Source organism: Pseudomonas sp. Irchel 3E20, from assembly GCF_900187645.1.
Taxonomy (GTDB): domain Bacteria; phylum Pseudomonadota; class Gammaproteobacteria; order Pseudomonadales; family Pseudomonadaceae; genus Aquipseudomonas.
The window spans coordinates 565,187-591,518 of the sequence record NZ_FYEE01000001.1 but is presented as its reverse complement, the minus strand read 5'-3'; the positions used below and the strand labels follow the sequence as shown (position 1 = coordinate 591,518).

The window sequence follows — 26,332 nt, the reverse complement described above, 5'->3', positions numbered from 1 at the left end:
CGCGTCAGTTCAGGTAAGGGGACCAGGAAGGTTCTCTGACTTCGCCTTGAGCGGTAGGAAGCGGGAGCCTTACGCGTCCATTAATGGACACGAGCATCAAGACTCCCCGGCCCTGCTGGCGGGTGGCGTAGATTACCATGGTGCCGTTGGGTGCAACAGTAGGCGACTCATCAAGTGTGCTATCTGTAAGGATTTTTACGCTTCCGCGCTGCAAATCCTGGGCCGCGACCTTGAAATTAGTGAAGCCTTCCTGCCGGTGAATCATCACCAGGGTCTTTTCATCGGCCGACAACTTAGGGTTGGCGTTGTAGTTACCGATAAAAGTCACCCGCTCAGCACCACCGCCACTCGCGCTGGTTTTGTAGATTTGCGGTTTGCCGCCCCGGTCGGAGGTGAAGTAGATGGTCGAGCCATCCTTACCCCAGAACGGTTCGGTGTTGATGCCTGGGCCGCTGGTCACGCGGGAAATCTGGCGCGACCCCAGGTTCATTACATAAATATCCGGGTTACCGTCCTTGGACAGCACGAACGCCAGTCGCGAACCATCGGGCGACCAAGATGGCGCGCCGTTCAGGCCTTCGAAGTTGGTGATCTGCTCGCGACGGCCGGTGTCGATGTGCTGAACGAAGATGCGCGGGCGCTTCTGCTCGAACGACACATAAGCGATGCGCTTGCCATCGGGAGCGAAACGCGGCGACAGGATAGGCTCGCGCGATTGCAGCAGGGTCACTGCGCGGGCGCCGTCATAGTCGGAGCGCTGCAGGGTGTAGCGGGTGTTGTTCACCGAAAAACGCTCGGCCGTCACGTACAACATGCGGGTAGAGAACGCGCCCTTGATGCCGGTGAGTTTTTCAAACGACTGGTCAGAGATGTAGTGGGCCATGTCGCGTAACTGATCGACACTGCCCGAGACGCTGCCGGTCAGCACTTGCTGTTCGGTAGAGACGTTGAACAGCGCGTATTGCACCTGCAGGCGACCGCCCGCCGGGACAATGCTGCCGACCATAATGTACTGGGCGCCCAGGGCCTTCCAGTCGCGGTAGATCACTTCGCTAGCCTGAGTGGGCAAGCCGATCATGTTTTGCTTGGGGATCGGCGAGTAGTAACCCGAGTTGCGCAGGTCGTTGCCGATGATTTCCGCCATATCGTCCGGCAGCACGCTGCCGCCCTGCCAGCCGAACGGCACTACCGCGATCGGGGTGGCCCGATCGCTACCGCTGGTGACCAGGATGTTTTTTTCGTCTGCCGCCGCCATGCCTGCCATGCAGCAAATAACGACAAGCATTCCTCGAAGAAGGTTTCTCACAAGGCTAGATCCTCAGGTGTGAATGTCATCTTGAATGAACGATAGGGAGCAAAATCGCTCGGCTTCATTCCCTGCATTTCCGTCAGGCGACCAATGTTCTTGACCGCCGCGACCGCAGAGCTATCAAACGGGCCATCACCGCTGGAGCGGGCTACCGTTACCGATGTGACCGTTCCATCCGGCAACATGCCGATTTGCAGCACTACCGTCATGTTCTTGCGGGCCGAAGGAGGACGCGCCCAACCTTCCGCAGCGCGGGCGCGAATCAGGTCGTCGAAACTGCCGGCGACTTCATCGCCCTGCTCGTCGGCCAAAGCCTGCTGACGTTGCGGGGTGTCGGATAGCAAGTCAGCCAAGGCCTGGGCCTTTTTCTCTTCGGTCGACTTGCGCGCGGCTTCCGTTGCCTTTTTCTTGGCTGCGTCGGCAGCCGCTTTCTTCTTGGCGTCTTCGGCGACTTTCTTTTTCGCCTCGTCCGCTTCGGCTTTTTTCTTGGCGTCGTCAGCCGCTTTTTTCTTCGCGTCTTCGACTATTTTCTTCTTGGCTTCTTCAGCGGCCTTTTTCTTGGCCTCTTCTTCTGCCAGCTTCTTGGCTTCTTCTTCGGCTTTTTTCTTGGCTATATCAGCCAATTGTTTCTCTTCAGCCTTTTTCGCCTCAGCGGTCTTCTTGGCTTCGTCGGCTTTCTTGGCCTCATCGGCCTTTTTCGCTTCGTCAGCCTTCTTGGACTCGTCGGCCTTCTTTGCTTCCTCGGCCTTTTGAGCCGCCTCTTCTTTCTTTTGTTCCGCAGCTTTTACCGCTTCCTGCTCGACCTTCTTCTGCTCCATCTGTTCGACTTCGGTCTGGCGCGCGGCGGATTTCTTCGCCTCACCCGCAATCTTCTGATTGGTCTGGGTGGTCGCCTGACTTTTCGACTTGAGCTGGTACAGGGTCGCCTGGACGATCGGTTTGGCCGGCGGCAGCTCCGGCGTAAAGGCAAAGCTGACGAACAGCATGCCAAATACCAGAACGTGCAAGGCTATGGCCCAGACACTCGGCCAGAAGTAGCTTTCCGAAGCCGTGGGCTCTCGCTGTTGTTGCATCAGGGCGCCTCGGTAATCAGGCCAACATTACCGACCCCGGCTTTCTGCAACCCGCCCATGGCCCCCATGACCGCGCCGTAATCGACGGTTTTATCCCCGCGAATGAACACTTGGGTGTGCTTGCCGCCTTCGTTGCCGGCACGAATGATCTTGGTCACCGCGTCGGTCATCTGCGGCAAGGTCATGGCCTTGTCCTGCTGCTTGTCGGTATCGACTTCGCTGCCAAGGTTCCAGTAGTAGGTCTTGTCAGCCTTGATCGAAATGGTCAGGACCTGGGTGTTGTTGTCCTGAGGCAAGGCTTCGCTGGAAACCTTGGGCAGATCAACCTTCACGCCCTGATTGAGCATGGGCGCGGTCACCATGAAAATGACCAGCAGCACCAGCATCACGTCGATGTAAGGCACCACGTTCATCTCGGCAACCGGCTTGCGCTTTTTGCGAGCTCTAGCGATTAACGCCATCGGGAAATACCTGCTTATTCTTCGCTGGTGTGCACTTTGCGGTGCAGGATCGCCTGGAACTCATCGGCGAAGGTGTAGTAGCGGCTAATCAGGGTTTCGCTACGCGCGGCAAAGCGGTTGTAGGCGATAACGGCTGGAATGGCCGCGAACAAACCGATCGCGGTGGCAATCAGGGCCTCGGCAATGCCTGGTGCTACGGTGGCGAGGGTCGCTTGCTGGGCGGTGGCCAGACCGCGGAAGGAGTTCATGATCCCCCAGACCGTACCGAACAGACCGATGTAGGGGCTAACAGAACCCACGGTCGCCAGGAATGGCAGGCTTTGCTCGAGCTTTTCTTCCTCGCGGGAAATGGCCACGCGCATAGCGCGGGCCACGCCTTCCATTACGGCTTCCGGGTCTACACCGGGCTGCTGGCGTAAGCGGGAGAATTCCTTGAAGCCGGCACGGAAGATCTGTTCCACACCCGAGTCCGGATCGGGATTGCTGCCCGCCTGACGATAGAGCTTGGACAAATCGATACCCGACCAAAAGCGCTCTTCAAAGCTCTCCAGGGCACGTCGACCGGCGCGCAGCAGGTTGCTGCGCTGAAAAATCATGACCCATGAAGTGACCGATGCGGCCACCAGCGTCAGCATTACCAACTGAACAACGATGCTGGCATTACTGACCAAGCTCCACATGGAGGAATGGTCGACGACGTTAGCTTCCACGCTTTATCTCCTGCTCTGAATGTTTACCCGCGCCGCTCACGCCGGCAAAGGCCGCACGTAGAGCTTCGGGAATGGCCCGGGGTTTCAAACTATCGGCGCGCACACAGGCCACCAAAAACTGCCCTTCACAGAGCAGCACGTTATCCGTGGCTCGCCTGACCTGTTGCAAAAAGCGCAGGCTGGCCCGGTTCAATTCGATTACTTGTGCACTTACCAGGAGCTCGTCGTCCAGTCGCGCCGGGGCGTGGTAACGCGCTTCGCTGGAATGCACGACGAACAACAGGTCCTCGCCGGCCAGCTGCGATTGGGCAAAGCCCAACTCACGTAGCCGCTCGGTTCGAGCCCGCTCCATAAACTTTAGGTAATTAACGTAATACACGATGCCGCCGGCATCGGTGTCCTCGTAATAAACGCGACAACGATGTGCGAACGACTCAAGCCCGTTTTGCGCGCGCATACTCTAGTGCTTACTCCTCAGGTTGCCAATCCAGCCAGGCAACTGTTTTTCCATTCTTGCGCACCTTTCAAGCGAAAAGTCCGACACTGAAGCGTATAAGACCTCACAACGCAGAAATAAATCACTGACAAGACACCCTTTAATCGCCCACAACGTCCAAAAACTCGTCTGCCACAGGCCTGTCGCCCATACGTGACGGAATGTTTAAGCCAAAATGCAGGTAAGCGTGCCGGGTCACCACCCGCCCCCGCGGTGTGCGCATGATGTAGCCCTGCTGAATCAGGTAAGGCTCCAGTACATCCTCAATGGTGTGGCGTTCTTCGCTGATGGCGGCGGCCAGGCTGTCGACACCCACCGGCCCGCCATCGAACTTCTCGATCATGGTCAGCAGCAGGCGCCGGTCCTGATGATCGAAACCGCGCTCATCGACATCCAACAAGTTCAGCGCCAGGTCAGCAATCGCCTTGGTGATATGCCCCTTGGCGCGGACCTGGGCAAAGTCACGGACCCGGCGCAACAAGCGGTTGGCGATCCGTGGCGTGCCCCGGGCACGGCGGGCGATCTCGAACGCGCCTTCAGGGTCCAGCGGCAAACCGAGGATGCCCGCCGAACGACTAACGATGGTGGCCAGGTCGGCGGTGCTGTAGAACTCCAGGCGCTGGACGATGCCGAAACGATCCCGCAGCGGGTTGGTGAGCATGCCCGCGCGCGTGGTGGCACCCACCAGGGTGAACGGTGGCAGGTCGAGCTTAATCGAGCGTGCCGCCGGGCCCTCGCCGATCATGATGTCGAGCTGGAAGTCCTCCATGGCCGGGTACAGCACTTCTTCGACGATGGGTGACAGGCGATGGATTTCGTCGATGAAGAGCACATCGTGCGGCTCGAGGTTGGTCAGCAGCGCCGCCAGGTCACCGGGGCGTTCCAGCACCGGGCCCGAGGTGCTCTTGATCGACACGCCCATTTCCTGGGCAATGATATTGGCCAGGGTGGTCTTACCCAGGCCTGGCGGGCCGAAGATCAGCGTATGGTCCAAGGACTCATTGCGCCCGCGTGCTGCCTGGATAAACAACTCCATTTGCTCGCGAACCGTGGGCTGGCCGATGTATTCAGCCAGGCTGACGGGGCGAATCGCCCGGTCCTGGACTTCCTCGCGGTCCCGCGGGCCGGGGCTGGCGGTAATCAGACGATCAGCTTCAATCACTTAAATCATTCCCTTCAGGGCACGGCGGATCATGTCTTCGCTGCTCAAACCTTTCTCCTTGATGGCGGAAATCGCCTTGCTGGCTTCCGCCGGCTTGTAGCCCAGGGAAATCAACGCACTAACCGCATCATTTTCAGCGGTGGCCACGGGGATCGGCGCATCCGGCTGATTCGGCACCAAGGCAAACATATTCGGCACGGTCTCCCAGGCCTTGAAGCGGTCCTTGAGTTCCACGAGCAGGCGCTCGGCGGTTTTCTTGCCCACGCCCGGTACCTTGGTCAGCGCCGAGGTGTCCTGGGCCTGCACGCAACGCACCAGCTCATCGACTTCCAGGCTCGACATCAATGCCAGGGCCAACTTGGGGCCGACGCCGTTAAGGCGAATCAGCTCGCGGAAAAAATCGCGGTCACGCTTGCCAATGAAGCCATAAAGCAACTGGGCATCCTCGCGCACCACCAAATGGGTGTGCAGCGTGATGGGCTCACCGATCGACGGTAGTCGATAAAGCGTGGTCATGGGCACTTCCAACTCATACCCCAGGCCGTTTACATCCAGAATCAGGTGCGGCGGCTGTTTTTCAGCCAAGGTGCCGCGCAAGCGTCCAATCACGTTTCAGATCCCTGAGCGTTGGCCAGCGCAAAGGCTGGCGGGTAGCGGAGTGAGTGAAGCGGCCGACAACCCAGGCCCAAAACACTCAACTTCCGAAATGACTGCGCCGATGCTATCAGAGACGCAAGCGACCGCCACGGCTACGTGCCGCTCCCAGGCCATGAGGCAACAGGCTGGAACGGGTGTGGGCATGGCAAATGGCGATCGCCAGGGCATCGGAGGCGTCGATCTGCGGTTTGGTGGTGAGCTTGAGCAAGTGCATCACCATCATCTGCACCACTTCCTTGTTCGCCGCGCCCGTCCCGGCCACAGCCTGCTTGACCTGGGTGGCGGTGTACTCGGCAATTTCCAGGCTTTCCTCCACCCCCGCGACAATCGCCGCGCCCCGGGCCTGGCCCAGCTTCAAGGCAGAGTCGGCGTTGCGCGCCATAAACACCTTTTCGATGCCCATGGTGACCGGCCCGTAGGTCTGGATCACCTCGCGCACGCCGCGATAGACGATTTGTAAGCGTTCGGGCAATTCGCCAGCACCGGTACGAATGCACCCTGATGCCACATAGACACAACCGCGGCCGGTATCGCGTACCACGCCGTAGCCAGTGATACGTGAGCCAGGGTCGATGCCAAGAATAAGAGTCATAACGCCTGCGGGTCGGAGGGAAATTGAGCCAGCATAGCGCCGGCGGTGGGTACAGGCTTGCACGCGATACAACCGCCTCAGTGGATCAGTTGCAACGAGGCCACACAATTGCGGGCAAGCCACCCGAAGGTTTGAAGCCATCAACCCAACTGTTCGGCCACCGAATCAGCAATGTCCGCGTTGGAGTAAACGTTCTGCACGTCGTCCAGGTCTTCCAGCATGTCGATCAGCTTGAGCACCTTTTCGGCGCCCTCCAGGTCCAGCTCGGCGCTGGTGGTGGGCAACATGACGATTTCCGCATCCGCCGCCTTGAAGCCTGCGGCCTCGAGGGCATTACGCACCGCATAGAAGCTGGAGAACGAGGTAAACACGTCGATGGAACCGTCGTCGTTGGTCACCACGTCGTCGGCATCGGCCTCCATCGCCGCTTCCATCAGCGCGTCTTCGTCGGTGCCTGGCGCGAAGTTGATCTGCCCCTTGCGCTCGAACAGATAGGCCACCGAACCGTCGGTGCCCAGGTTGCCGCCACACTTGCTGAAAGCGTGGCGCACCGCCGCGGCCGTGCGATTGCGGTTGTCGGTCATGCACTCGACCATCACCGCCACGCCGCCCGGGCCGTAGCCTTCGTAGGTCAGCTCGACCATGTCGTCGGTGTCCGCAGCCCCCGCGCCACGCGCCACGGCGCGGTCGATGATATCGCGGCTCATGTTCGCGCCCAGGGCTTTATCCAAGGCCAGGCGCAAACGCGGGTTGGAGCCCGGATCGCCGCCGCCCTGGCGGGCAGCGACCGTCAGCTCACGGATCCACTTGGTGAAAATCTTGCCTTTCTTGGCATCCTGACGCTCTTTGCGGTGCTTGATGTTCGCCCACTTGGAATGGCCAGCCATAACACGACTCCAGAATTCTTAAACAACCTCACACGCCCTGCCCCAGGCAGGATTCAAACCGCATAACGCAAAGGCGCATCCGAAGATGCGCCTTAGCAGACTGCATGAAAACTACCGCGCCTTCAGGCAGCCCGCCCGTTCGCCCTTACTCAGCCTTGGGCTGTTCACGCAGGCGAATGTGCAGTTCACGCAGGGCCTTGGCGTCCACCAGGCCTGGGGCCTGGGTCATGACGCACGCAGCGCTCTGGGTTTTCGGGAACGCGATCACTTCACGGATGGACTGCGCACCGGTCATCAACATCACCAGGCGATCCAGGCCAAAGGCCAGGCCACCGTGGGGCGGAGCACCGTACTTCAGGGCATCGAGCAGGAAGCCGAACTTCTCTTCCTGTTCCGCTTCGCTGATCCCCAGCAGGCGGAATACCGATTGCTGCATTTCCTTACGGTGGATACGGATCGAACCGCCACCCAGCTCGGTGCCGTTGAGCACCATGTCGTAGGCACGGGACAACGCGGTCGCCGGATTCGCTTCCAGTTCGGCCGGGGTGCACTTGGGTGCAGTGAACGGGTGGTGCAGCGCAGTGAAGCTGCCGTCGTCGTTCTCTTCAAACATCGGGAAGTCGACGACCCACATTGGCGCCCATTCGCAGGTCAGCAGGTTCAGGTCGTTACCGACCTTGATCCGCAGTGCACCCAGGGCCTCGCTGACGATCTTGGCCTTGTCGGCACCGAAGAACACGATATCGCCATCGACTGCGCCAACGCGATCGAGGATCACATTGAGGTTGGCCTCGGGGATGTTCTTGACGATAGGCGACTGCAAGCCTTCGACACCTTTGGCGCGCTCGTTGACCTTGATGTACGCCAGGCCCTTGGCACCGTAGATGCCGACGAACTTGGTGTAGTCGTCGATCTTGCTGCGCGGCATGCTCGCCCCGCCCGGAACGCGCAGAGCCGCAATGCGGCTTTTCGGGTCGTTGGCTGGGCCGCTGAACACTTTGAAGTCGACGTCCTTGAGCTGGTCGGCAACGTCCACCAGTTCCAGCGGGTTACGCAGGTCAGGCTTGTCGGAACCGTAGCGGCGCATGGCCTCTTCCCAGGTCATGTGCGGGAACTCGCCGAACTCCAGATCCAGCACTTCCTTGAACAGGTTGCGGATCATGCCTTCGGTCAGGCCCATGATGTCTTTTTCATCGAGGAAACTGGTTTCGATGTCGATCTGGGTGAATTCCGGCTGGCGGTCGGCACGCAGGTCCTCGTCACGGAAGCACTTGGCGATCTGGTAGTAGCGATCGAAGCCGGCGACCATCAACAGCTGTTTGAAGAGCTGTGGCGATTGCGGCAAGGCAAAGAAGCTGCCGGCGTGGGTGCGGCTTGGCACCAGGTAGTCGCGGGCACCCTCGGGCGTGGCACGGGTAAGGATCGGCGTCTCGACGTCGAGGAAGCCGTTTTCGTCCAGGTAGCGGCGGATGCTGGTGGTCATGCGCGAACGCAGGCGCAGCTTCTCGAGCATTTCCGGGCGACGCAGGTCGATGAAGCGGTAGCGCAGGCGCGTTTCCTCGCCAACATCAGAGAACTCGTTGAGCGGGAACGGCGGGGTTTCCGCTTCGTTCAACACTTCGAGTTCATAACCCAGCACTTCGATCATGCCCGAAGCCATGTTGGCGTTGCCGGCGCCGGCCGGACGCAGGCGCACCTTGCCGGTGACCTTGACCACGTACTCGCTGCGCACACGGTCGGCAGCGGCGAAGGTTTCGGCGCGGTCCGGATCGAATACCACCTGGGCCAGACCATCACGATCACGGATATCGAGGAAAATCACCCCGCCATGGTCGCGACGACGGTGGACCCATCCGCAAAGGGTAATTTCCTGACCTTCCAGGCTCTCGTTCAGTTGGCCGCAATAATGGCTGCGCATCATGATGGTGATTTCACTTCTCGTAATTCGACATTCGGTTGGAGCTCTCGCCTACCGCCGCACCCTGAACCGGGCGCCCGATGAGGCAAGACCTCGCGCGTGGAGTTCAACTTAGTCAGCTTTGTCGCCACCGGCCAGGTTCTTCTTGGCACCGGTCTTGAAATCGGTCTCGTACCAGCCCGAGCCACTGAGGCGAAAACCGGGCATCGATAGCATTCTTTGCAACTGCGGGGCCTGGCAGGCCGGGCAATCGACCAGCGGCGCGGCGCTGATCTTCTGGATGGCTTCCAACTGATGACCGCAGGAAGCACATTGATAGTCATACATGGGCATGGGGGACGTCTCGCAAATCCGTTCTACAGCCCGAGCCCGCACAAGAGCCTGGACTACACAGCAAAGAGCGGGATTATATCCATTAAATCGAGCCTGTGCAGCCCACAGCGGGACGCCTGCTGCACCTGCCCCCTCAACCCAACGCTATCACCGGCGCATTCGCACACGCCGATCCGGATCAAACCTCGAGCCTGCCAGCCTGACCGGCCTTGAACCGAAAGCCTCCTCCCTCTTTCAAGCTATGAACTACGCACACGACCCGCACCAATCCACTGAAATTCTTTACCCCGCCATGGCGCAGGTGAACTTCCCGATCAACATAGGAAAGCAACGCACTCACGGTACAACTGTTGACCTTGGCAATATCGGCCAAAATATCCCAGTAAACTTGTTCAAGCCGCAGGCAAGTTGCAAAGCCGTTCAATCGCACCGACCGAGACAACGGTTGAGCCAACCCCATATCAAACTCACGAACAAAAGGATCAACCTTTACATCCTGAAAGCGGCTTATTTCCCTTATACCTTTACCTACCCCTCTCCCCATTACCTTGACACTCCTTTGCCGCGTATTATTTCGACAGAAAATAAACAATCTGTTACTTATAAAAGCTTAACCAGATATTTATATCCAGACGACTTTATGACTACAGCTGTAGGACAAGCCAACAATAGGGGAGCGATTTATATCCCGTTAAAATATTATAAATATAAGTGGATACCACATTAAAACCAAAGACACCGAATTGGATTGCCCAACCCAGCGCCACTCCCAACCCCAGAAAAGCCTTGCGCGAGCGCTGCCTAACGGCATCGCTCGCGCCAAAAAACGCAATCAGTGATCGAGTAGAGAACGCAGCATCCATGCGGTTTTTTCGTGTACTTGCATACGCTGAGTTAATAGATCTGCAGTAGGCTCATCACTCACTTTGTCAAGTAAAGGAAAGATACCTCGCGCGGTACGTGTCACCGCCTCTTGCCCTTGCACAAGTTGCCTTATCATATCTTCAGCGCTGGGCACACCCTCCTCTTCTTTTATGGAAGACAACCGCGCATAAACTGAATAAGCACCCGGCGCAGGAAAACCCAAGGCACGAATACGTTCGGCAATAGCGTCGACGGCCAAGGCCAGTTCGTTATATTGCTCCTCAAACATCAAGTGCAGCGTGCGAAACATGGGCCCGGTAACGTTCCAGTGAAAGTTATGGGTCTTCAAATAAAGTACATACGTATCCGACAGCAGGCGCGAGAGCCCCTCTACTATCGATTTGCGATCTTCTTCGCTGATACCAATATCAATAGCCATGTTTATCCCCTAAAAAATGATTGAACTCATCCAGCAGGTGCAAGGCCACTCTAGCAAGAGTCCTGGGGGCTTGCAGGCTTGATTGCCACCCGCTCCTCCAACGCGCGATAGGGGCAACCGACAAAGGGCCAGACAAGCGCAATTCACCGCCCCACCTGTCTAGATCAGGCCTTCGCCCGCAAAAATCGGGGCGCAGCCCCTGGGCCGCGGGAAAAGTGAGCTGTTACCGGATTTGAGTAGGTGCAGCCTTTGCTGTTAAATAGACCGTGTGTCGTTGCGCCCGTCTACCTGGGCGCCGCGCATAGGCTGATCTGCGTACGTGTCCAGCGCCTCACACTGTTCAGAAGCGAACCGTACGCAATCCGCTCTTCCTTGTGATCCGTCTTAACGTGAGTTAATCAAAATGTTGAAAATCGTCCACCTGCTAACGGGCGCGGCAGCCTTGCTGCTGTCCTTTATTCCCAGTCTGCGATCCGAAGCCGTCCCTTACCTGGAACAACCCGATGCGCTGTACCTGGCGTTCTTTGGCCTGCTCAACCTGGTCCTGGCCCCCGTCATTCCTTACTGGAACAAAGGTCCGCGCCATCAGCTGCAAAACCTGGTCAGCGCGCTGCTGGTCCTTGCCGTAGTCCTGCAAATCCTTACCCTGCTCGCGCCATTACCGGTAATCGCCGGTCAACCGGCCATTCTGGTCAGCGGCTTGACCGCTTTGCTGGCGGTGCTACTGCACTTGGGCATCAGCTTCTATACCTCATCGCCGGTCGCCGCCTCCCAAAGCTACGACATGAGCAACCGCGATACCGGTACGGTGAAGTGGTTCAACACCTCCAAGGGTTTTGGCTTCATTTCCCGCGATTCCGGTGATGACATCTTCGTGCACTTTCGCGCCATTCGTGGCGAAGGCCACCGCGTCCTGGTCGAAGGCCAGCGTGTTGAGTTCTCGGTGATGAACCGTGACAAAGGCCTGCAAGCCGAAGACGTGATCGCTGCCCTGCCGCGCCGCTGATCGGCTAAAAAAAAACCGCGAGGCAGCCAGGCTGCTCGCGGTTTTTTATTGCCTGGCGATCAGCCCCTCAATAATGAGGCGGCGGCGCGTCCTGCTCGAAGGTCTCGAACTGCCCGACCATTTCTTCCTGGCGTTTGAGTAGCGCGGCCATTTGCAGTTGCAAACGGTCGACCACACGTTGCTGAGCCACCAGCACATCATTCAAGGCAGTGATGGTGTCATCCTGAAAAGCAAGGCGGCTCTCCAGTTCGGTCACTCGGTTTTCCAGGCTCATGGCTCAATTCTCCACGAAGATGAAGTTGTCAGTCAGCACCGGGCGCAAACGCGCACGAATCGCCGCGGCCTGTTCTGCACTATAAGGGTTGGCCGGATGTTTGCCCCAAACCGGCGCCGGCCAGGCGGCATCGTCGCGCTTGCGCACGATAACGTGCATATGCAATTGACTGACGACGTTGCCAAGGGTCGCCACATTCATCTTGTCGGCGTCGAACAAATCCTTGAGTAACTCCGCCAACGCTGTGGTTTCCAGCCACAGCTGCTGCTGGTCGCCAGTGTCGAGCTCGAACAACTCACTGATCTGGTCGCGACGGGGCACCAGGATGAACCATGGGTAAGTCGAATCATTGGACAGCAGCAACCGCGACAGGGGGAAATCCCCGATAACGAGGGTGTCTTGTTCAAGTCGTGCATCTAAAGCAAACACTGGGCGTACTCCCGCTCAGTTGATCTGAAGTCTGCCCGGCTCCCGGCCTTGACACGGAAAATCGGGCTGCAGGCCAGCAGCATACCTGCGAATGCACCTGCCTTCACGGGCCAGGGCACAATAGGGTTACCGGGCAGGCTCCCCCTACCAGCACACGCCCCAAAATCGGACATTTTTTACGCTGATGCACCATTCAGGGCAATCGGGGTGGGCGGCGGTTTCAATTAAGCACTATCCCCCGCAGTAACCTTGCCGGCGTTGCACGCTCCCCCGAGCCGCCCGCAAAAGACCGCTCATCGCCTGCGCACCAAAAACGCGCGGCGCGGCTACTCTTAGTGCGTCGAGCATCCGCCGTCTACCCAGCGTTCGGTGTGAACCGGTAACGTTTTGAAATAACGGGTTCGTCCACCGACGCTGAATACCAGGAAAAAACCTGCGTCAAGCCCCAAAAAAATCCGCTCAACCCCCGGCTTTATGAGGCCTTTACAGGGGAGCATGCGTATTTAGAAAAAAACAGCGACAGAAATCGGATTTGTGCACGCTTGTTGCATTCACCCACACCATTGTCGAAAAGAGACCTTCCTAGCAGGGTGCTCTTCAAGACTCATAACAAGAGTGGCAAGGCTGCCCATGGTGATCGCGCTGGTTTGGCACAACGTCTTTTTCATCCGTGCCAAAGGCTCTAAAGCAGCGTGAAAGTTGTCAGCACGATGACAGCAGGAGGTTAAATTTGCGACACCTATCGAGCCGTTTGCGACATGGTCGTAAAGATGCCGAAAGGATAGAGGCGCAAGTATCGCCAACATTGTCAGCGTGATATAAGTTTGCGCCGACACAAAAAGAAAGAGCCGCCCAGATAATAAAACAGGTGGAGCGGCAACACTCTTCTAAAAACCAAAGGAGCAAATCACGATGCGCGTGATGAAGTGGAGCATGATCGCACTGGCTGTTTCAGCAGGCACCTCGCAGTTCGCAATCGCGTCCTCCCAGGACGAGTCCAAAGGCTTTGTTGAAGACAGTTCGCTCGTCGCAAAGACTCGTATGGAGTACATGAACCGCGACTTCAAGAATGGCAACGGCAACGTTCGCAAGCCTAACGGCAACTACACCAGCGGTCCTAACAACAAACTTAGCGGCTATCGTCAGGACACCGGCCTGAGCGAACTGGTGACTTTTGAGTCGGGCTTCACTCAGGGCACCATCGGCGTGGGCGTTGATGCCTTTGCCGGCGGCTCGGTCAAACTCGATGGCGGCTCGGGCCGTGCGGGTAACGGTCTGTTCGCCAACAATGGCGAGGGCCAACCGGAAGACACTCAGTCCCGCGCTGGCGGTGCTGTGAAATTCCGCCTTTCGGACACCGTCCTCAAATACGGCAACCAAGTCGTTGCAAGCCCCGTGTTCTCCACCGATGACAGCCGCCTGCTGCCAGAGATCGCCACCGGCACCTTGATTACCAGCAAGGAAATCAAAGGCCTGGAGCTGTCCGCTGGCCGCTTCAGCGCCATGAGTTCGCAAACCGGCATGGGCCGTGACAGCATCAATGGCAAGCACTCCCCAGGCCTGACAGCCGCCAACATCGCGGGCGCGACTTACCAGTTCACCGATAATTTCGTAGGCGGCGTCGCTGCTTCCGATATTGATGACTACTTCAAGAAGCAGTACGTCAACCTGAACTACACCCTGCCAATCGCAGACAGCCAGTCGCTGAACTTCGACTTCAACGGTTACCGTACCAAGGGCGACGGCCAGGAGCTGGCAGGCGCTGTCGACAACAAGATCTGGTCCCTGGCAGCGGCCTACACCCTGGGTTCCCATAAGTTCACCATCGCGCACCAACGCTCCAGCGGCGACGCAGGCTACTACTACGGCGTAGATGGCGGCGGCACCGTGTTCCTGGCCAACTCCATCCAGATTTCCGACTTCAACCAAAAGGATGAGCGTTCGTGGCAAGCCGCGTACACCATCAACATGGCTGAATACGGCGTGCCTGGCCTGAGCCTGATGACTCGCTACGTGACCGGTGACAATATCGATACCGGCGGCAATGGCGAAGGCAAAGAACACGAATGGAACTACGAAGCCAAATACGTAGTGCAAGAAGGCCAGGCCAAGGATCTGTCCTTCCGCTTCCGCAGTGCGGTTTACCGCGCCAACGAATCCCTGGGTGACAGCGGCAACAACAACGACGTCCGTCTGATCGTTGAGTACCCACTGAGCATCTTGTAATCGCTTGGTAGTTCAACAGCGCCCTAAACGCTGCTGTAACTAAGAAGGCGCCCTCCTGAATATGGGGGGCGCCTTTTTTATGGCTTGGGTGTTGCACAACCCCAGCAACTAAATAGCAAGCTAACCAACTAACTAAGCTCGACTAGTTACCGAGCCACGGGTACGGCCCCCATTAGTTATGCGTCAAAAAATAAAAGCATTGATTTTCATAGGCATAAAAAACTCAAGAGGCCATAAGCCTCTTGAGTTAACTTCCGATACTTGACCAAACAGACAAGAATTATGCGTTGGTCGATTCCTGAACCACGCGAATCACGCGCTGAGGAAACGGAATATCGATACCCGCGGCTTTCAAACGATCGCGCGAGTGTTCGTTGAAGTGGAACATCACGTCCCAGTAATCCGCCGTTTTCACCCACACCCGCAGCGACACGGTGATCGAGCTGTCGCCCAAGGTAGACACCACGGCCGCCGGCGCCGGGTCGGCCAATACGCGTTCGTCGCGGGCCAGTTCCAGCAGCACTTCACGGGCCTTTTGCAGGTCGGCCTCGTAATCGACACCCACGTCGAACACCACTTTGCGCGTGGGCTGGCGATTAGTGTTGGTGATGATGCCGTTGGACAGGATGCCGTTGGGCACGATCACGGTTTTGTTGTCGCCGGTACGAATCACGGTGTGGAAGATTTGGATGCTGTCCACCGTGCCCGCCGTGCCTTGGGCTTCGATCCAGTCACCGATGCGAAATGGGCGAAACAGCAGAATCAGCACGCCACCGGCGAAGTTCGCCAGGCTGCCCTGCAACGCCAGGCCAATGGCCAGTGTGGCGGCACCGATGGCGGCGACGAACGAGGTGGTTTCCACGCCGATCATCGAGGCCACGCTGACGATCAGCATGACCTTGAGCACGATGTTCGCCAGGCTGGTGACGAAGCCCTGCAACGCCAGGTCCGCGTTGCGCAGGGCGAGCAAACGGCCAACCTTGTGGGTGAGTTTGTTAATCAGCCACCAGCCGATGGCTAGGGTGACGATGGCCAGCAGCACGCGGCTGCCGTATTCCATAATCATCGGGATCCAGGCCTGGGAGGCTTTGACCAGGTTCTCGACTTCAGCATTTAAGTCCATCTGACTCTCCTTATTTCCGGCTTCCCGGCACGCAAAACCAAGCGGCAGAAACCCCAGGCACTGCTGGCCCGGTGGTTTCTGCCGTTACTGGGGCCTCGGACGCCGAAAACGCCGAGAGGTTCCCACCCCATGGATCAGTCGCGGAAGTTGTTGAACTGCAACGGCATGCCGAATTCCTTGGCCCGCAGCGCGGCGATGGCCTCTTGCAGGTCATCGCGTTTTTTGCCGGTGATGCGCACTTGCTCGCCTTGGATGGCGGCCTGCACCTTGAGCTTGGCGTCTTTGACGTGGGCGACGATTTTCTTCGCCAGCTCCTTGTCGATGCCTTCCTTGAGCACGGCTTCCTGCTTGACGACCTTGCCCGAAGCGTAGGCGTCCTTGACCTCCAGGCACTGCACGTCGATCTTGCGCTTGACCAGGGCCAGCTTGAGGATCTCGATCATGGCTTCAAGCTGGAAATCCGCTTCAGCGGTCAGGTTGACCGTCAGGTCTTTTTCCTTGAACTCGAAGCTGCCCTTGCCTTTAAGGTCATAGCGACGGTCGAGCTCTTTGACGGCGTTTTCCACCGCGTTGGTGAGTTCGTGTTTGTCCAGTTCCGATACCACGTCGAACGACGGCATATCATTTCTCCAATAAAAAGGGGCGTGGCTCGATGAAAACGGAGCACGCCCGGCTTGCGGTTAAAATCCGCGCTGATTATAACGGGTCTTTCCCCTGCGAAGCTGCGAGCCTGACATGCACCTGCCCCACCGAGCAAAAAGCTGATGGCCACTCCTTGGCACGTTCTCGGCGCTGGCAGCCTGGGCACCCTCTGGGCCACACGGCTGGCCCGCGCCGGTCTGCCCGTGCGGTTGATCCTGCGCAACGCTGCGCGCCTTGTGGCCTACCAGGCCGTAGGCGGCTTGACCCTGGTGGAGCAAGGTGATGCCAGTTTCCACGCCATTACCGGCGAAACGCCTGACACCGGCGAACCCATCCACCTCCTCCTGGTAGCGTGCAAAGCCTACGACGCCGAACCCGCTGTCGCACAAATAGCCCACCGCCTCGCGCCTGGCGCCCAGGTGATCCTGCTGCAGAACGGCCTCGGCAGCCAGGACGCCGTGGCCGCGCGGGTGCCTGGGGCGCGGTGTATTTTTGCGTCCAGCACCGAAGGTGCCTTTCGCGACGGCGACTGGCGCGTGGTGTTCGCCGGCCACGGCTTCACCTGGCTGGGGGACGTGCGCCAACCGCTGGCGCCGCTGTGGTTGGAGGATCTGAGCGCGGCCGGCATCCCCCATGAGTGGAGCGCCGACATCCTCACACGCCTGTGGCGCAAACTGGCCCTCAACTGCGCGATCAACCCTCTGACGGTACTGCACGGTTGCCGCAACGGTGGCCTGCTGGCCCACCACTGTGAAGTGGCCACCCTCTGTGCCGAGCTGGGCGAGTTGCTCGAACATTGCGGCCAACCCGCCGCCGCGCTGGATCTGCCCGCAGAAGTGGAGCGGGTAATCCAGGCCACGGCCGCCAACTACTCGTCGATGTACCAGGATGTCGCCCACCAGCGCCGCACCGAAATCAGCTACTTGCTCGGCTACGCCTGCGCGGCAGCAACGCGCCATCAGCTCAACCTGCCCCACCTCGAGCAATTGCAACAGCGCCTCATCGCGCACCTGGCCACGGGCGGATTGCCCACAGACTGAGCAGCGGCTACGCTGCCTGCCTATTCCCCTTTCGCGACGACCCCGATGCCTTTGCGCCAGCGCCTTGAAAACCTGCCGGTCGGCCAGAAACTGCTCGCCGCCCTGCTGGTGCTACTGACCACTGTGTTGCTGGTGGCCAACCTGACCTTTATCAGCGCCGCCTATTGGATCTCCCAGGAGAGCATGGCGCCCCAGGCCCTGCAGACCATCGGCCGGTTGGTGTCCAACCCGAGCCTCGCGGCCCAGGCCCTGGATTCGCCACACAACGCCCGGCTGTTACTCGACGAACTCAACAGCTATACGCCATTGCGGGCCGCAGCGCTCTACGACAGCACCGGCAAGCGCCTGGCCCAGTTGCAGCACGGCGAAAACCTCGACCTGCCCATGCACTATCGGCATATCGAGGCCTGGCAGGTCACCGAGTTTCGCAGCAACCAGGTCATCGCCCTACCCCGGGCCGGCCAAGCGCCAGGCCACCTGTTGCTGGTGGCCAGCAGCGAACTGCCCATGGCCTTCTATACCGGCACCTTGACGGCCAGCCTAGGGATCCTGATCTTCAGCGTCCTGCTCTGGCTGGTTATCGCGCGGCAGATCAAACGCCTGATTACCCGGCCCATCCACCAGCTCGAAGAGTTGTCGCGCCAGGTCACTCGGGAAGAGAACTACGCCCTGCGCGCATCACGAGGCAACCACGACGAAATCGGCAGCCTGGCCGAAGCCTTCAACACCATGCTCTCGCGCATCGAAGCCCGGGAGCAGCAACTCAAACGCGCCCGCGACGACTCCCAGGCAGCCTACGACCAGGCCCAGGGCCTGGCCGAAGAAACCCGCCATACCAACCGCAAGCTGGAGCTGGAAGTCCAGGTGCGCAGCAAGATCGAGAAGAAACTCACCGGTTTCCAGAACTACCTCAACAGCATCATCGACTCCATGCCCTCGGCCCTGATCGCCCTCGATGAACAGCTCTACGTCACCCAGTGGAACCAGGAGGCCAGTGCCCTCTCCGGCACGCGCCTGGACGAAGCGCTGAACCAGCCGATATTCCTCGCCTTCGAGCCACTCAAACCGTTCCTGGCGCAACTCAAGGAAACCGTCGAAGAACACACCGTGACCAAGGTCGAACGCGTGACCTGGTTCAAGGACGACGAGGCGCGGCACTACGCCCTGACCTTCTACCCGCTGATGGGCGGTGCCGGGCGCGGGGTGGTGATCCGCATCGACGACATCACCCAGCGCCTGTCCCTGGAAGAAATGATGGTGCAATCGGAAAAAATGCTCTCGGTCGGTGGCCTCGCGGCCGGCATGGCCCACGAGATCAACAACCCCCTGGGGGCGATCCTGCACAACGTGCAGAACATCCGCCGCAGGTTGTCACCCGAGTTGCCGAAGAACCTCGAACACGCCGAGCAAGTGGGAGTTGAGCTCGATACCGTCAACCGCTACCTGCACAGCCGCGAAGTGCCGCAACTGCTCGATGGCATCCAGCAGGCCGGCGCCCGTGCGGCAAAAATCGTCACCCACATGCTCAGCTTCAGCCGCCGTAGCAACCGGCAGATGGCGCCGTGCGACCTGCCGGCGCTGATCGATCAAGCCGTGGAAATCGCCAGCAATGACTTTGACCTAGCCATCGGCTTCGACTTCAAGGGCCAGGCCATCACACGCCAGTTCGACCCGGCGCTGGAACCCGTGCCCGGCACCGCCAACGAGTTGGAGCAAGTGCTGCTCAACCTGCTGAAAAACGCCGCCCAGGCCATTCACCTGCGCGAAGGCCCCTGCGAACCGGGGCGGATCATCCTGCGCACGCGCCTGAACCCGCCGTGGGCGGAAATCCAGGTCGAGGACAACGGCATCGGCATGAGCGAAAACGTGCGCAAACGCACCTTCGAGCCCTTCTTCACCACCAAGGAAATCGGCCAGGGCACCGGCCTTGGCCTGTCGGTGTCCTATTTCATCATCACCAACAATCACAAGGGCCAGATGGAAGTGCAATCAACCCTCGGCCAGGGCACCTGCTTCACCCTGCGCCTGCCCCTGGCGAGTAGCCCGCCCGTCACCGCGCTACAGAATGTATTGGAGAGTTAGCTATGGGCTTTCGCCTGTCGAAGATTTACACCCGCACCGGCGACAAAGGCGAAACCGGCCTGGGTGACGGGCGGCGCGTGCCCAAGGACCACCCGCGCATCGAAGCCATTGGCGAAGTGGACACCCTTAACAGCCAACTCGGTGTGTTGCTGGCAGGGTTGGCCGAGGCCAGCCTGGCTTGCCCCGGGCTGGAGGAGATCATTGAGGTTCTGGCACCCTGCCAGCATCGTTTGTTCGACCTCGGTGGTGAGTTGGCGATGCCGGTCTACCAGGCGCTCAACAGTGAGCAGATCGAACAGCTCGAAAGCGCGATTGACCGCTGGAACGAGGAACTGGGCCCCCTGGAGAATTTCATCCTGCCCGGCGGCTCGCTGCTGATCGCCCAGGCCCACGTCTGCCGCAGCCTGGCCCGCAGCGCCGAACGCCGCTGCCAACAGCTCAACGCGGTGGAACCGCTGCAAGGCGTGGGGTTGGCGTATATCAATCGGCTATCGGATTTGCTGTTCGTTGCCGCGCGCCTGGTGGCCAAGCGCCAAGGGGTGGCGGAAGTACTGTGGGCAGCGGCGAGTAAGCCGCAGGGTTAAGCGGCGCCTGTCGGGGCGCCCTCAAGCCTGCGGCCAAAACGCCCGAATCCCCGCCACACCCTGCGCACCCGCGTCCCAGGCCTGTTGCCGCTGCTCCGGGCCGACACCGCCGAGCAGAAACACCGGTTTACTGAAGTGGGCGATCAGTTGCCGCGCCTGCTCCCAACCCAGAGGCTCGGCATCGGGATGGGTCTGGGTCGGTTGCACGGGCGACAGGGTGACGAAATCCACGCCCATGCGCTCGGCCAGGGACAGCTCCTCAGCGTTATGGCAGGACGCCGCCAACCAGCGCGAAGCCGGCAGCGGGCGGCCCTTGTCCGCATATTTGCGCAATTGTGCAGCGGTGATGTGCCAACCCGCCGACGGAAAATCCCCCAACCACTCGAACGGCCCCTTGAGCATCAACTGCGCTTTGCCCGCGCATAGGCCCACGGCGTCCACCGCCAGGTCGCGGTATTGCGGGTCGTAGCCGTTGGGTGCGCGCAGTTGCAACAGGCGTGTGCCGTTGGCGATGGCTTTTTGCATGCCACGCAACAGCGCCGGTGTTTCCAGGCCTTCGGGGGTAATCAGGTATTCGCTGGGCAGACGTGCGGCGGCAACGATGGGCTGATTGGCTGCCGGAAATTCGTAGCCCGCCAGCTCCCGCGCCGACACCCAGGCCAATGGCTGGCCTTCGGCGCCATGGGGCTCGCCGGTAAAACCGGACACTTCCCAGACATCCAACAGCACCTGTTTGTCCGGGTAATCGTGGCGCACCTTAATCAAAGGGCGCGCCGCCGTGACCTGGATGCCCAGCTCCTCTTGCAACTCACGGCCCAAGGCCGCCTCAACCGCTTCGCCGTCCTCGACCTTACCGCCAGGAAACTCCCACAAACCGCCCTGGTGCTGGGTGTCGGCACGCCGGGCGATGAGGATTTTGCCGGCGCTATCACGAATGACCGCCGCCGCTACATGAACGCGTTTCACCGTACCACTTCCTCCAACCCAGCCTTGTGCCAGGCCATAAAGGCCGGCCACTGGTAAATCGTTTCGACATAAGCCGCGTCCGCTGCCGACAGCGGCACCTGATAGGTGCGCAGGCGCACGGCGACAGGGGCGAAAAAGGCATCGGCCAAGGTAGCGCCGCCAAACAGGAATGGCCCGACCTCGGTGGATTGGGCCCGGCACTCGGCCCACAGCGCCGCCATGCGCTCGATATCGGCCTGAGCCTCGGCGGGCATCGGCACCAACGGCGCGTTGCGGCTCAGGTCAAAGGGCAAATTGGCGCGCAGGCCGAAAAAGCCACTGTGCATCTGTGCGCAAGCCGAACGGGCCTGGGCCCGGGCAGCCTTGTCCGCTGGCCAGAGTTGGGCCTGGGGAAAGCTTTCGTTGAGGTATTCGGCAATGGCCAGGGAGTCGGCAACCACACCGTGCTCGGTTTGCAGCAACGGCACCTTGGCGGTGGCCGAGAACTTGAGCAGACGCTCGCGGGTGTCGGGCTGGTTGAGTTTGACCCGCTCTTCACTGTAAGCCGCGCCCGCCAGCTCAAGGGCCAGGGCCGCGCGCAGGGACCAGGATGAATACAGTTTGTCGCCGATTATCAGGTGCAGGCTCATGGTCGGGACCTCCAGATAAAAAGGTGCGGTAACCGTGGGAGAGAGCAGGCCCTCCCCCACGCAGTGCGGACACCTTAGGTGCGGTACTCCGCGTTGATTTTCACGTACTCGTGGGACAGGTCGGTGGTCCAGATGGTTTCGTTGCACTGGCCACGGCCCAACTCGATACGGATGGTGATCTCCTCGCGCTGCATCACCGCCGAGCCCTGGGCTTCGGTGTAGGTCGCAGCGCGGGCGCCACGGCTGGCGATGCACACTTCGCCCAGGAACACGTCGATCTTGCTCACGTCCAGGTCGGCCACACCGGCGCGGCCGACGGCGGCGAGGATGCGCCCCCAGTTCGGGTCGCTGGCGAACAGGGCGGTCTTGATAAGCGGCGAGTGCGCCACGGTGTAGCCCACGTCCAGGCATTCCTGGTGGGTGCCGCCACCGTTGACTTGGACGGTGACGAACTTGGTCGCGCCTTCGCCGTCGCGCACGATGGCTTGGGCCACGTCCATGCACACCTCGAACACCGCTTGCTTGAGGGCCGCGAACAACGGGCCGCTGGCCTCGGTGATGGCCGGCAGGTCAGCCTGGCCGGTGGCGATCAGCATGCAGCAGTCGTTGGTCGAGGTGTCGCCATCGATGGTGATGCGGTTGAACGACTTGTTGGCGCCGTCCAGCAGCAGGTTTTGCAGCACCTCGCGGGACACTTTGGCATCGGTGGCGATATAGCCGAGCATGGTGGCCATGTTCGGGCGGATCATCCCCGCGCCCTTGCTGATGCCGGTGACGGTGATGGTCACGCCGTCATGCACGAACTGCCGGCTCGCGCCCTTGGGCAGGGTGTCGGTGGTCATGATGCCGGTGGCGGCGGCGGCCCAGTTGTCCACGGACAGGTCGTCCAGGGCAGCCTGCAAGGCGCCTTCGATCTTCTCCACTGGCAGCGGCTCGCCAATCACACCGGTGGAATACGGCAGCACCAGGCTGGCGTCCACACCCGTCAGCTCGGCCAGTTTCGCGCAGGTGCGCGCAGCTGCGGCCAGGCCTGGCTCACCGGTGCCGGCGTTGGCGTTACCAGTGTTGGTCAGCAGGTAACGCACCGGGCCCTGAACGCGCTGCTTGGCCAGGATCACCGGCGCGGCGCAAAAGGCGTTGAGGGTAAACACCCCGGCCACGGTAGAACCTTCGGCGCAGCGCATCACCACCACGTCCTTGCGACCCGCACGTTTGATGCCGGCCGAGGCGATGCCGAGTTCAAAACCGGCTACCGGGTGCAGCGTGGGCAAAGGACCAAGACCAACAGCCATGAATGCGCTCCTTAATAAATGTTGTCAGCGCCGTCGCGGCTCGATTGAGGGAGGCGGGACGGTGAATTAAATGGCAAAACGCCGCGACGGCAGGAGCCGGTCGCGGCGCGGGTGTATCAGCCTGTGAAACGGGGCTTTACTGGATCTGCCCGTGACAGTGCTTGAACTTCTTGCCCGAACCGCAGTAGCACAGCTCATTGCGGCCCAGCTTTTGCTCGTTGCGCACCGGCGCGGTAGCCAGGGCGACATCGACTTCCTCGCCGAGGATTTGCGGCTCTTCGAGGCCTGGGGCTTCGTCGTGCTGGAACTGCATGCGGGCGGCCAATGCCTCGGCCTCCTCGCGCAGGCGCGCTTCTTCTTCGATCGGGTCTTCGCGGCGAACCTGGACGTGGGACAAGACACGGATCGAGTCGCGCTTGATCGAATCCAGCAGCTCGGAGAACAGCGTGAAGGATTCGCGCTTGTACTCCTGCTTCGGGTTCTTCTGCGCATAGCCACGCAAGTGGATGCCGTGGCGCAGGTGATCCATGGTCGAGAGGTGGTCTTTCCACAGGTCGTCGAGCACACGCAGCACGATCTGCTTCTCGAAGGTGCGCAGCGCCTCGGCGCTCGCCTGCTCTTCTTTCTCGTTGTACGCGGCCAGCAGCTCGGTCATCAGCTTCTCGCGCAGCGTCTCCTCGTAGAGGTGGTCGTCTTCGTCGAGCCACTGCTGGATCGGCAGCTTCACGCCGAAATCGCTTTCGATGGCGGCTTCCAGGCCCGCCACGTCCCACTGCTCGGGCAGCGATTGCGGCGGGATGTGGGCGCTGACGGTGGCGTTGAGCACGTCCTGACGGAAATCGGCGATGGTCTCGCCAATGTTGTCAGCGGCCAACAGCGTGTTGCGCATGTGGTAGATCACCTTGCGCTGCTCGTTGTTGACGTCGTCGAACTCCAGCAATTGCTTACGGATATCGAAGTTGCGGCCTTCAACCTTGCGCTGGGCCTTTTCGATGGCGTTGGTCACCATGCGGTGCTCGATCGCCTCGCCCGGCTGCATGCCCAGGGCCTTCATGAAGTTCTTCACCCGGTCAGAGGCGAAGATGCGCATCAGGCTGTCTTCCAGCGACAGGTAGAAACGGCTGGAACCGGCATCACCCTGGCGACCGGCACGGCCACGCAATTGGTTGTCGATACGGCGCGATTCGTGGCGCTCGGAGGCAATCACCTGCAAACCGCCCGACTCGAGCACTTGCTGGTGGCGCTTCTGCCAATCGGCTTTGATCTGGGCGATCTGTTCCGGTGTAGGGTTTTCCAGGGAAGCGACTTCCACTTCCCAGTTGCCGCCCAGCAGGATGTCGGTACCGCGACCGGCCATGTTGGTGGCGATGGTCAACGCACCCGGGCGACCGGCCTGGGCGATGATTTCCGCTTCCTTCTCGTGGAACTTGGCGTTGAGCACCTTGTGCTCGATGCCTTCTTTCTCAAGCAGGCGCGAAACGTGCTCGGAGGTCTCGATGGTCGCGGTGCCCACCAGGATCGGACGGCCCTGGGCCATGCCTTCCTTGATGTCATTGATGATCGCCGCGTACTTCTCTTCGGCGGTCAGGAACACCAGGTCGTTGTAGTCCTTGCGCGCCAACGGCTTGTTCGGCGGGATCACCATCACGGACAGGCCGTAGATCTGGTGGAACTCGAACGCTTCGGTGTCGGCCGTACCGGTCATGCCGGAGAGCTTGTTGTACAGGCGGAAGTAGTTCTGGAACGTGGTCGAGGCCAATGTCTGGCTTTCGGCCTGGATGTTCAGGTTTTCCTTGGCCTCGATGGCCTGGTGCAGGCCTTCGGACAGACGACGGCCCGGCATGGTGCGGCCAGTGTGTTCGTCCACCAGGACGACCTGGCCTTCCTGCACGATGTATTCGATATTGCGGTGAAACAGCGTGTGCGCACGCAGGCCGGCATAAACGTGGGTCAACAGGCCCAGGTTATGCGCCGAGTACAGGCTCTCGCCTTCAGCCAGCAGGCCGACGCGGGTGAGCATTTCCTCGATGAACTGGTGGCCCGCTTCGTTGAGCTCGACCTGGCGGGTCTTCTCGTCGACGGTGTAGTGGCCGGCCTTGGTGACTTCGCCTTCCACTTCCTCGACATGCAGCTCCAGTTGCGGGATCAACTTGTTGATCTCGATATAGAGCTTGGAACTGTCTTCGGCCTGGCCGGAGATAATCAGCGGGGTACGGGCTTCGTCGATGAGGATGGAGTCGACTTCGTCGATCACGGCAAAGTTGAGTTCGCGCTGGAATTTTTCTTCCATGCTGAACGCCATGTTGTCGCGCAGGTAGTCGAAACCGAATTCGTTGTTGGTGCCGTAGGTGATATCGGCGGCGTAGGCGGCACGCTTTTCTTCCGGCGGCTGGAACGGCGTAACCACGCCGACCGTCAGGCCGAGGAACTCATAGAGCGGGCGCATCCAGTTGGCGTCACGGCGGGCCAGGTAATCGTTCACCGTCACCACGTGCACGCCCTTGCCGGACAGAGCGTTGAGGTACACGCCAAGGGTGGCGACGAGCGTCTTGCCTTCACCGGTGCGCATTTCCGCGATCATGCCTTCGTGCAAGGTCATGCCGCCGATCAACTGGACATCGAAGTGGCGCATGCCCATGACCCGCTTGCCCGCTTCACGGGCAACCGCGAAGGCTTCGGGAAGGAGCTTGTCGAGGGTCTCACCTTTGGCTATGCGGGCCTTGAACTCTTCGGTCTTGGCGCGCAATTGCTCGTCCGAGAGAGCGACCATCTGCTCTTCGAAGGCATTGACCAGCTGCACCGTTTTGAGCATGCGTTTGACTTCACGCTCATTCTTGCTTCCAAAAAGTTTCTTTAACAAAGGCGCAAACATATCGGCAGGTTCTTCCACACATAGGGATGGAGGGCGGCCCCGTGAGTCGCCCGAGCAGCCCTCATGGCCGCGCGAACGAGCATTCTACCCGGAAACGGTGGTGAGGAAAGTGGCGTTATTCCACGATGCTGGCACAGCGCTGTGACGGGGCTCACTTAAAATAAGGGCGTTTTGTTTAACTTCAACCCGCGCGGGGCATTAGTTAGTCATTGATTTAATGGGCAAAGCTTGCCCCGCGCAATGGGCCAGGGTGCCACAGGCTGTTT

Annotated in this window: 26 protein-coding genes; 5 read left to right on the top strand and 21 right to left on the bottom strand. The window is 60.0% G+C overall.

What is annotated here, in order from left to right:
* Positions 1-4 precede the first annotated feature (4 nt).
* The 13 genes from tolB to CKW13_RS02445 all read right to left on the bottom strand — a co-directional run bounded on the left by tolB (position 5) and on the right by CKW13_RS02445 (position 10,901).
* Positions 5-1,285, bottom strand: a complete 1,281-nt coding sequence (gene tolB, locus CKW13_RS02505; protein ID WP_176465027.1) for a Tol-Pal system beta propeller repeat protein TolB — start codon at positions 1,283-1,285, stop codon at positions 5-7.
* 17 nt (positions 1,286-1,302) lie between these two features.
* Positions 1,303-2,382, bottom strand: a complete 1,080-nt coding sequence (tolA, locus tag CKW13_RS02500; RefSeq protein WP_095106636.1) for a cell envelope integrity protein TolA — start codon at positions 2,380-2,382, stop codon at positions 1,303-1,305.
* Positions 2,382-2,834 (bottom strand): protein TolR, encoded by a 453-nt coding sequence (gene tolR, locus CKW13_RS02495; protein ID WP_161955761.1) that lies wholly within the window; start codon positions 2,832-2,834, stop codon positions 2,382-2,384. Before tolR ends, tolA begins: the two co-directional genes overlap by 1 nt.
* Before the next feature lie 23 nt (positions 2,835-2,857).
* Positions 2,858-3,553: a protein TolQ gene (gene tolQ / locus CKW13_RS02490; protein ID WP_095106634.1), complete on the bottom strand. Its 696-nt coding sequence runs from the start codon at positions 3,551-3,553 to the stop codon at positions 2,858-2,860.
* Entirely contained in the window at positions 3,543-4,010 is a 468-nt protein-coding gene (ybgC, locus tag CKW13_RS02485; protein WP_095106632.1) for a tol-pal system-associated acyl-CoA thioesterase, read from the bottom strand. Before ybgC ends, tolQ begins: the two co-directional genes overlap by 11 nt.
* Before the next feature lie 139 nt (positions 4,011-4,149).
* Positions 4,150-5,211, bottom strand: a complete 1,062-nt coding sequence (gene ruvB, locus CKW13_RS02480; protein WP_095106630.1) for a Holliday junction branch migration DNA helicase RuvB — start codon at positions 5,209-5,211, stop codon at positions 4,150-4,152.
* Positions 5,212-5,820 carry a Holliday junction branch migration protein RuvA gene (ruvA, locus tag CKW13_RS02475; RefSeq protein WP_095106628.1) on the bottom strand — a complete coding sequence of 203 codons (609 nt, stop codon included), beginning with the start codon at positions 5,818-5,820 and terminating at the stop codon, positions 5,212-5,214.
* Positions 5,821-5,935: 115 nt separating this feature from the next.
* The gene (ruvC, locus tag CKW13_RS02470) at positions 5,936-6,460 is read right to left on the bottom strand and encodes a crossover junction endodeoxyribonuclease RuvC (RefSeq protein WP_095106626.1); all 525 of its coding nucleotides are present in this window, start codon (positions 6,458-6,460) and stop codon (positions 5,936-5,938) included.
* A gap of 140 nt (positions 6,461-6,600) precedes the next feature.
* Positions 6,601-7,347 carry a YebC/PmpR family DNA-binding transcriptional regulator gene (locus CKW13_RS02465; protein ID WP_095106624.1) on the bottom strand — a complete coding sequence of 249 codons (747 nt, stop codon included), beginning with the start codon at positions 7,345-7,347 and terminating at the stop codon, positions 6,601-6,603.
* A 145-nt stretch (positions 7,348-7,492) separates the two neighbouring features.
* On the bottom strand, positions 7,493-9,268 hold the full coding sequence (aspS, locus tag CKW13_RS02460) for an aspartate--tRNA ligase (protein WP_095106622.1): 1,776 nt from the start codon (positions 9,266-9,268) through the stop codon (positions 7,493-7,495).
* 108 nt (positions 9,269-9,376) lie between these two features.
* Positions 9,377-9,598 (bottom strand): FmdB family zinc ribbon protein, encoded by a 222-nt coding sequence (locus CKW13_RS02455; RefSeq protein WP_095106620.1) that lies wholly within the window; start codon positions 9,596-9,598, stop codon positions 9,377-9,379.
* Positions 9,599-9,776: 178 nt separating this feature from the next.
* On the bottom strand, positions 9,777-10,142 hold the full coding sequence (locus CKW13_RS02450; RefSeq protein ID WP_095106618.1) for a ribbon-helix-helix domain-containing protein: 366 nt from the start codon (positions 10,140-10,142) through the stop codon (positions 9,777-9,779).
* Positions 10,143-10,430: 288 nt separating this feature from the next.
* On the bottom strand, positions 10,431-10,901 hold the full coding sequence (locus tag CKW13_RS02445; protein WP_095106616.1) for a Dps family protein: 471 nt from the start codon (positions 10,899-10,901) through the stop codon (positions 10,431-10,433).
* Positions 10,902-11,304: 403 nt separating this feature from the next.
* On the opposite strand from CKW13_RS02445, the gene CKW13_RS24865 reads away from it, so the two are divergent.
* On the top strand, positions 11,305-11,907 hold the full coding sequence (locus CKW13_RS24865; RefSeq protein ID WP_095106614.1) for a cold-shock protein: 603 nt from the start codon (positions 11,305-11,307) through the stop codon (positions 11,905-11,907).
* Between the two features lie 67 nt (positions 11,908-11,974).
* Here CKW13_RS24865 and CKW13_RS02435 read toward each other — a convergent pair whose 3' ends face one another.
* Positions 11,975-12,181, bottom strand: a complete 207-nt coding sequence (locus tag CKW13_RS02435; RefSeq protein ID WP_095106612.1) for a SlyX family protein — start codon at positions 12,179-12,181, stop codon at positions 11,975-11,977.
* Positions 12,182-12,184: 3 nt separating this feature from the next.
* Positions 12,185-12,610 (bottom strand): HIT domain-containing protein, encoded by a 426-nt coding sequence (locus CKW13_RS02430; RefSeq protein WP_095106610.1) that lies wholly within the window; start codon positions 12,608-12,610, stop codon positions 12,185-12,187.
* Between the two features lie 912 nt (positions 12,611-13,522).
* On the opposite strand from CKW13_RS02430, the gene CKW13_RS02425 reads away from it, so the two are divergent.
* Complete coding sequence (locus tag CKW13_RS02425; protein ID WP_095106608.1) at positions 13,523-14,836, top strand: OprD family porin; 1,314 nt, start codon at positions 13,523-13,525, stop codon at positions 14,834-14,836.
* A 280-nt stretch (positions 14,837-15,116) separates the two neighbouring features.
* On the opposite strand, the gene CKW13_RS02420 is transcribed toward CKW13_RS02425, so the two are convergent.
* Positions 15,117-15,959: a mechanosensitive ion channel family protein gene (locus CKW13_RS02420; protein WP_095106606.1), complete on the bottom strand. Its 843-nt coding sequence runs from the start codon at positions 15,957-15,959 to the stop codon at positions 15,117-15,119.
* 134 nt (positions 15,960-16,093) lie between these two features.
* Entirely contained in the window at positions 16,094-16,579 is a 486-nt protein-coding gene (locus CKW13_RS02415; protein ID WP_095106604.1) for a YajQ family cyclic di-GMP-binding protein, read from the bottom strand.
* A gap of 144 nt (positions 16,580-16,723) precedes the next feature.
* Here CKW13_RS02415 and CKW13_RS02410 point away from each other — a divergent pair, with 144 nt between their 5' ends.
* From CKW13_RS02410 to CKW13_RS02400, 3 genes are read left to right on the top strand one after another with little or no spacing between them, the layout of a single operon-like run.
* Positions 16,724-17,641, top strand: a complete 918-nt coding sequence (locus CKW13_RS02410) for a putative 2-dehydropantoate 2-reductase (RefSeq protein ID WP_095106602.1) — start codon at positions 16,724-16,726, stop codon at positions 17,639-17,641.
* A 45-nt stretch (positions 17,642-17,686) separates the two neighbouring features.
* On the top strand, positions 17,687-19,723 hold the full coding sequence (locus CKW13_RS02405) for a HAMP domain-containing sensor histidine kinase (RefSeq protein ID WP_095106600.1): 2,037 nt from the start codon (positions 17,687-17,689) through the stop codon (positions 19,721-19,723).
* A gap of 2 nt (positions 19,724-19,725) precedes the next feature.
* Positions 19,726-20,307, top strand: coding sequence for a cob(I)yrinic acid a,c-diamide adenosyltransferase (locus CKW13_RS02400; RefSeq protein WP_095106598.1), 582 nt, complete (start codon positions 19,726-19,728; stop codon positions 20,305-20,307).
* A 21-nt stretch (positions 20,308-20,328) separates the two neighbouring features.
* On the opposite strand, the gene CKW13_RS02395 is transcribed toward CKW13_RS02400, so the two are convergent.
* From CKW13_RS02395 to secA, 4 genes are all read right to left on the bottom strand, one after another.
* On the bottom strand, positions 20,329-21,273 hold the full coding sequence (locus CKW13_RS02395; protein WP_095106596.1) for a Nudix family hydrolase: 945 nt from the start codon (positions 21,271-21,273) through the stop codon (positions 20,329-20,331).
* Positions 21,270-21,902, bottom strand: coding sequence for a glutathione S-transferase (locus CKW13_RS02390; protein WP_095106594.1), 633 nt, complete (start codon positions 21,900-21,902; stop codon positions 21,270-21,272). Before CKW13_RS02390 ends, CKW13_RS02395 begins: the two co-directional genes overlap by 4 nt.
* Positions 21,903-21,976: 74 nt before the next feature.
* The gene (gene argJ / locus CKW13_RS02385) at positions 21,977-23,194 is read right to left on the bottom strand and encodes a bifunctional glutamate N-acetyltransferase/amino-acid acetyltransferase ArgJ (RefSeq protein WP_095106592.1); all 1,218 of its coding nucleotides are present in this window, start codon (positions 23,192-23,194) and stop codon (positions 21,977-21,979) included.
* 136 nt (positions 23,195-23,330) lie between these two features.
* Positions 23,331-26,066, bottom strand: a complete 2,736-nt coding sequence (secA, locus tag CKW13_RS02380) for a preprotein translocase subunit SecA (RefSeq protein WP_095106590.1) — start codon at positions 26,064-26,066, stop codon at positions 23,331-23,333.
* Positions 26,067-26,332 lie beyond the last annotated feature (266 nt).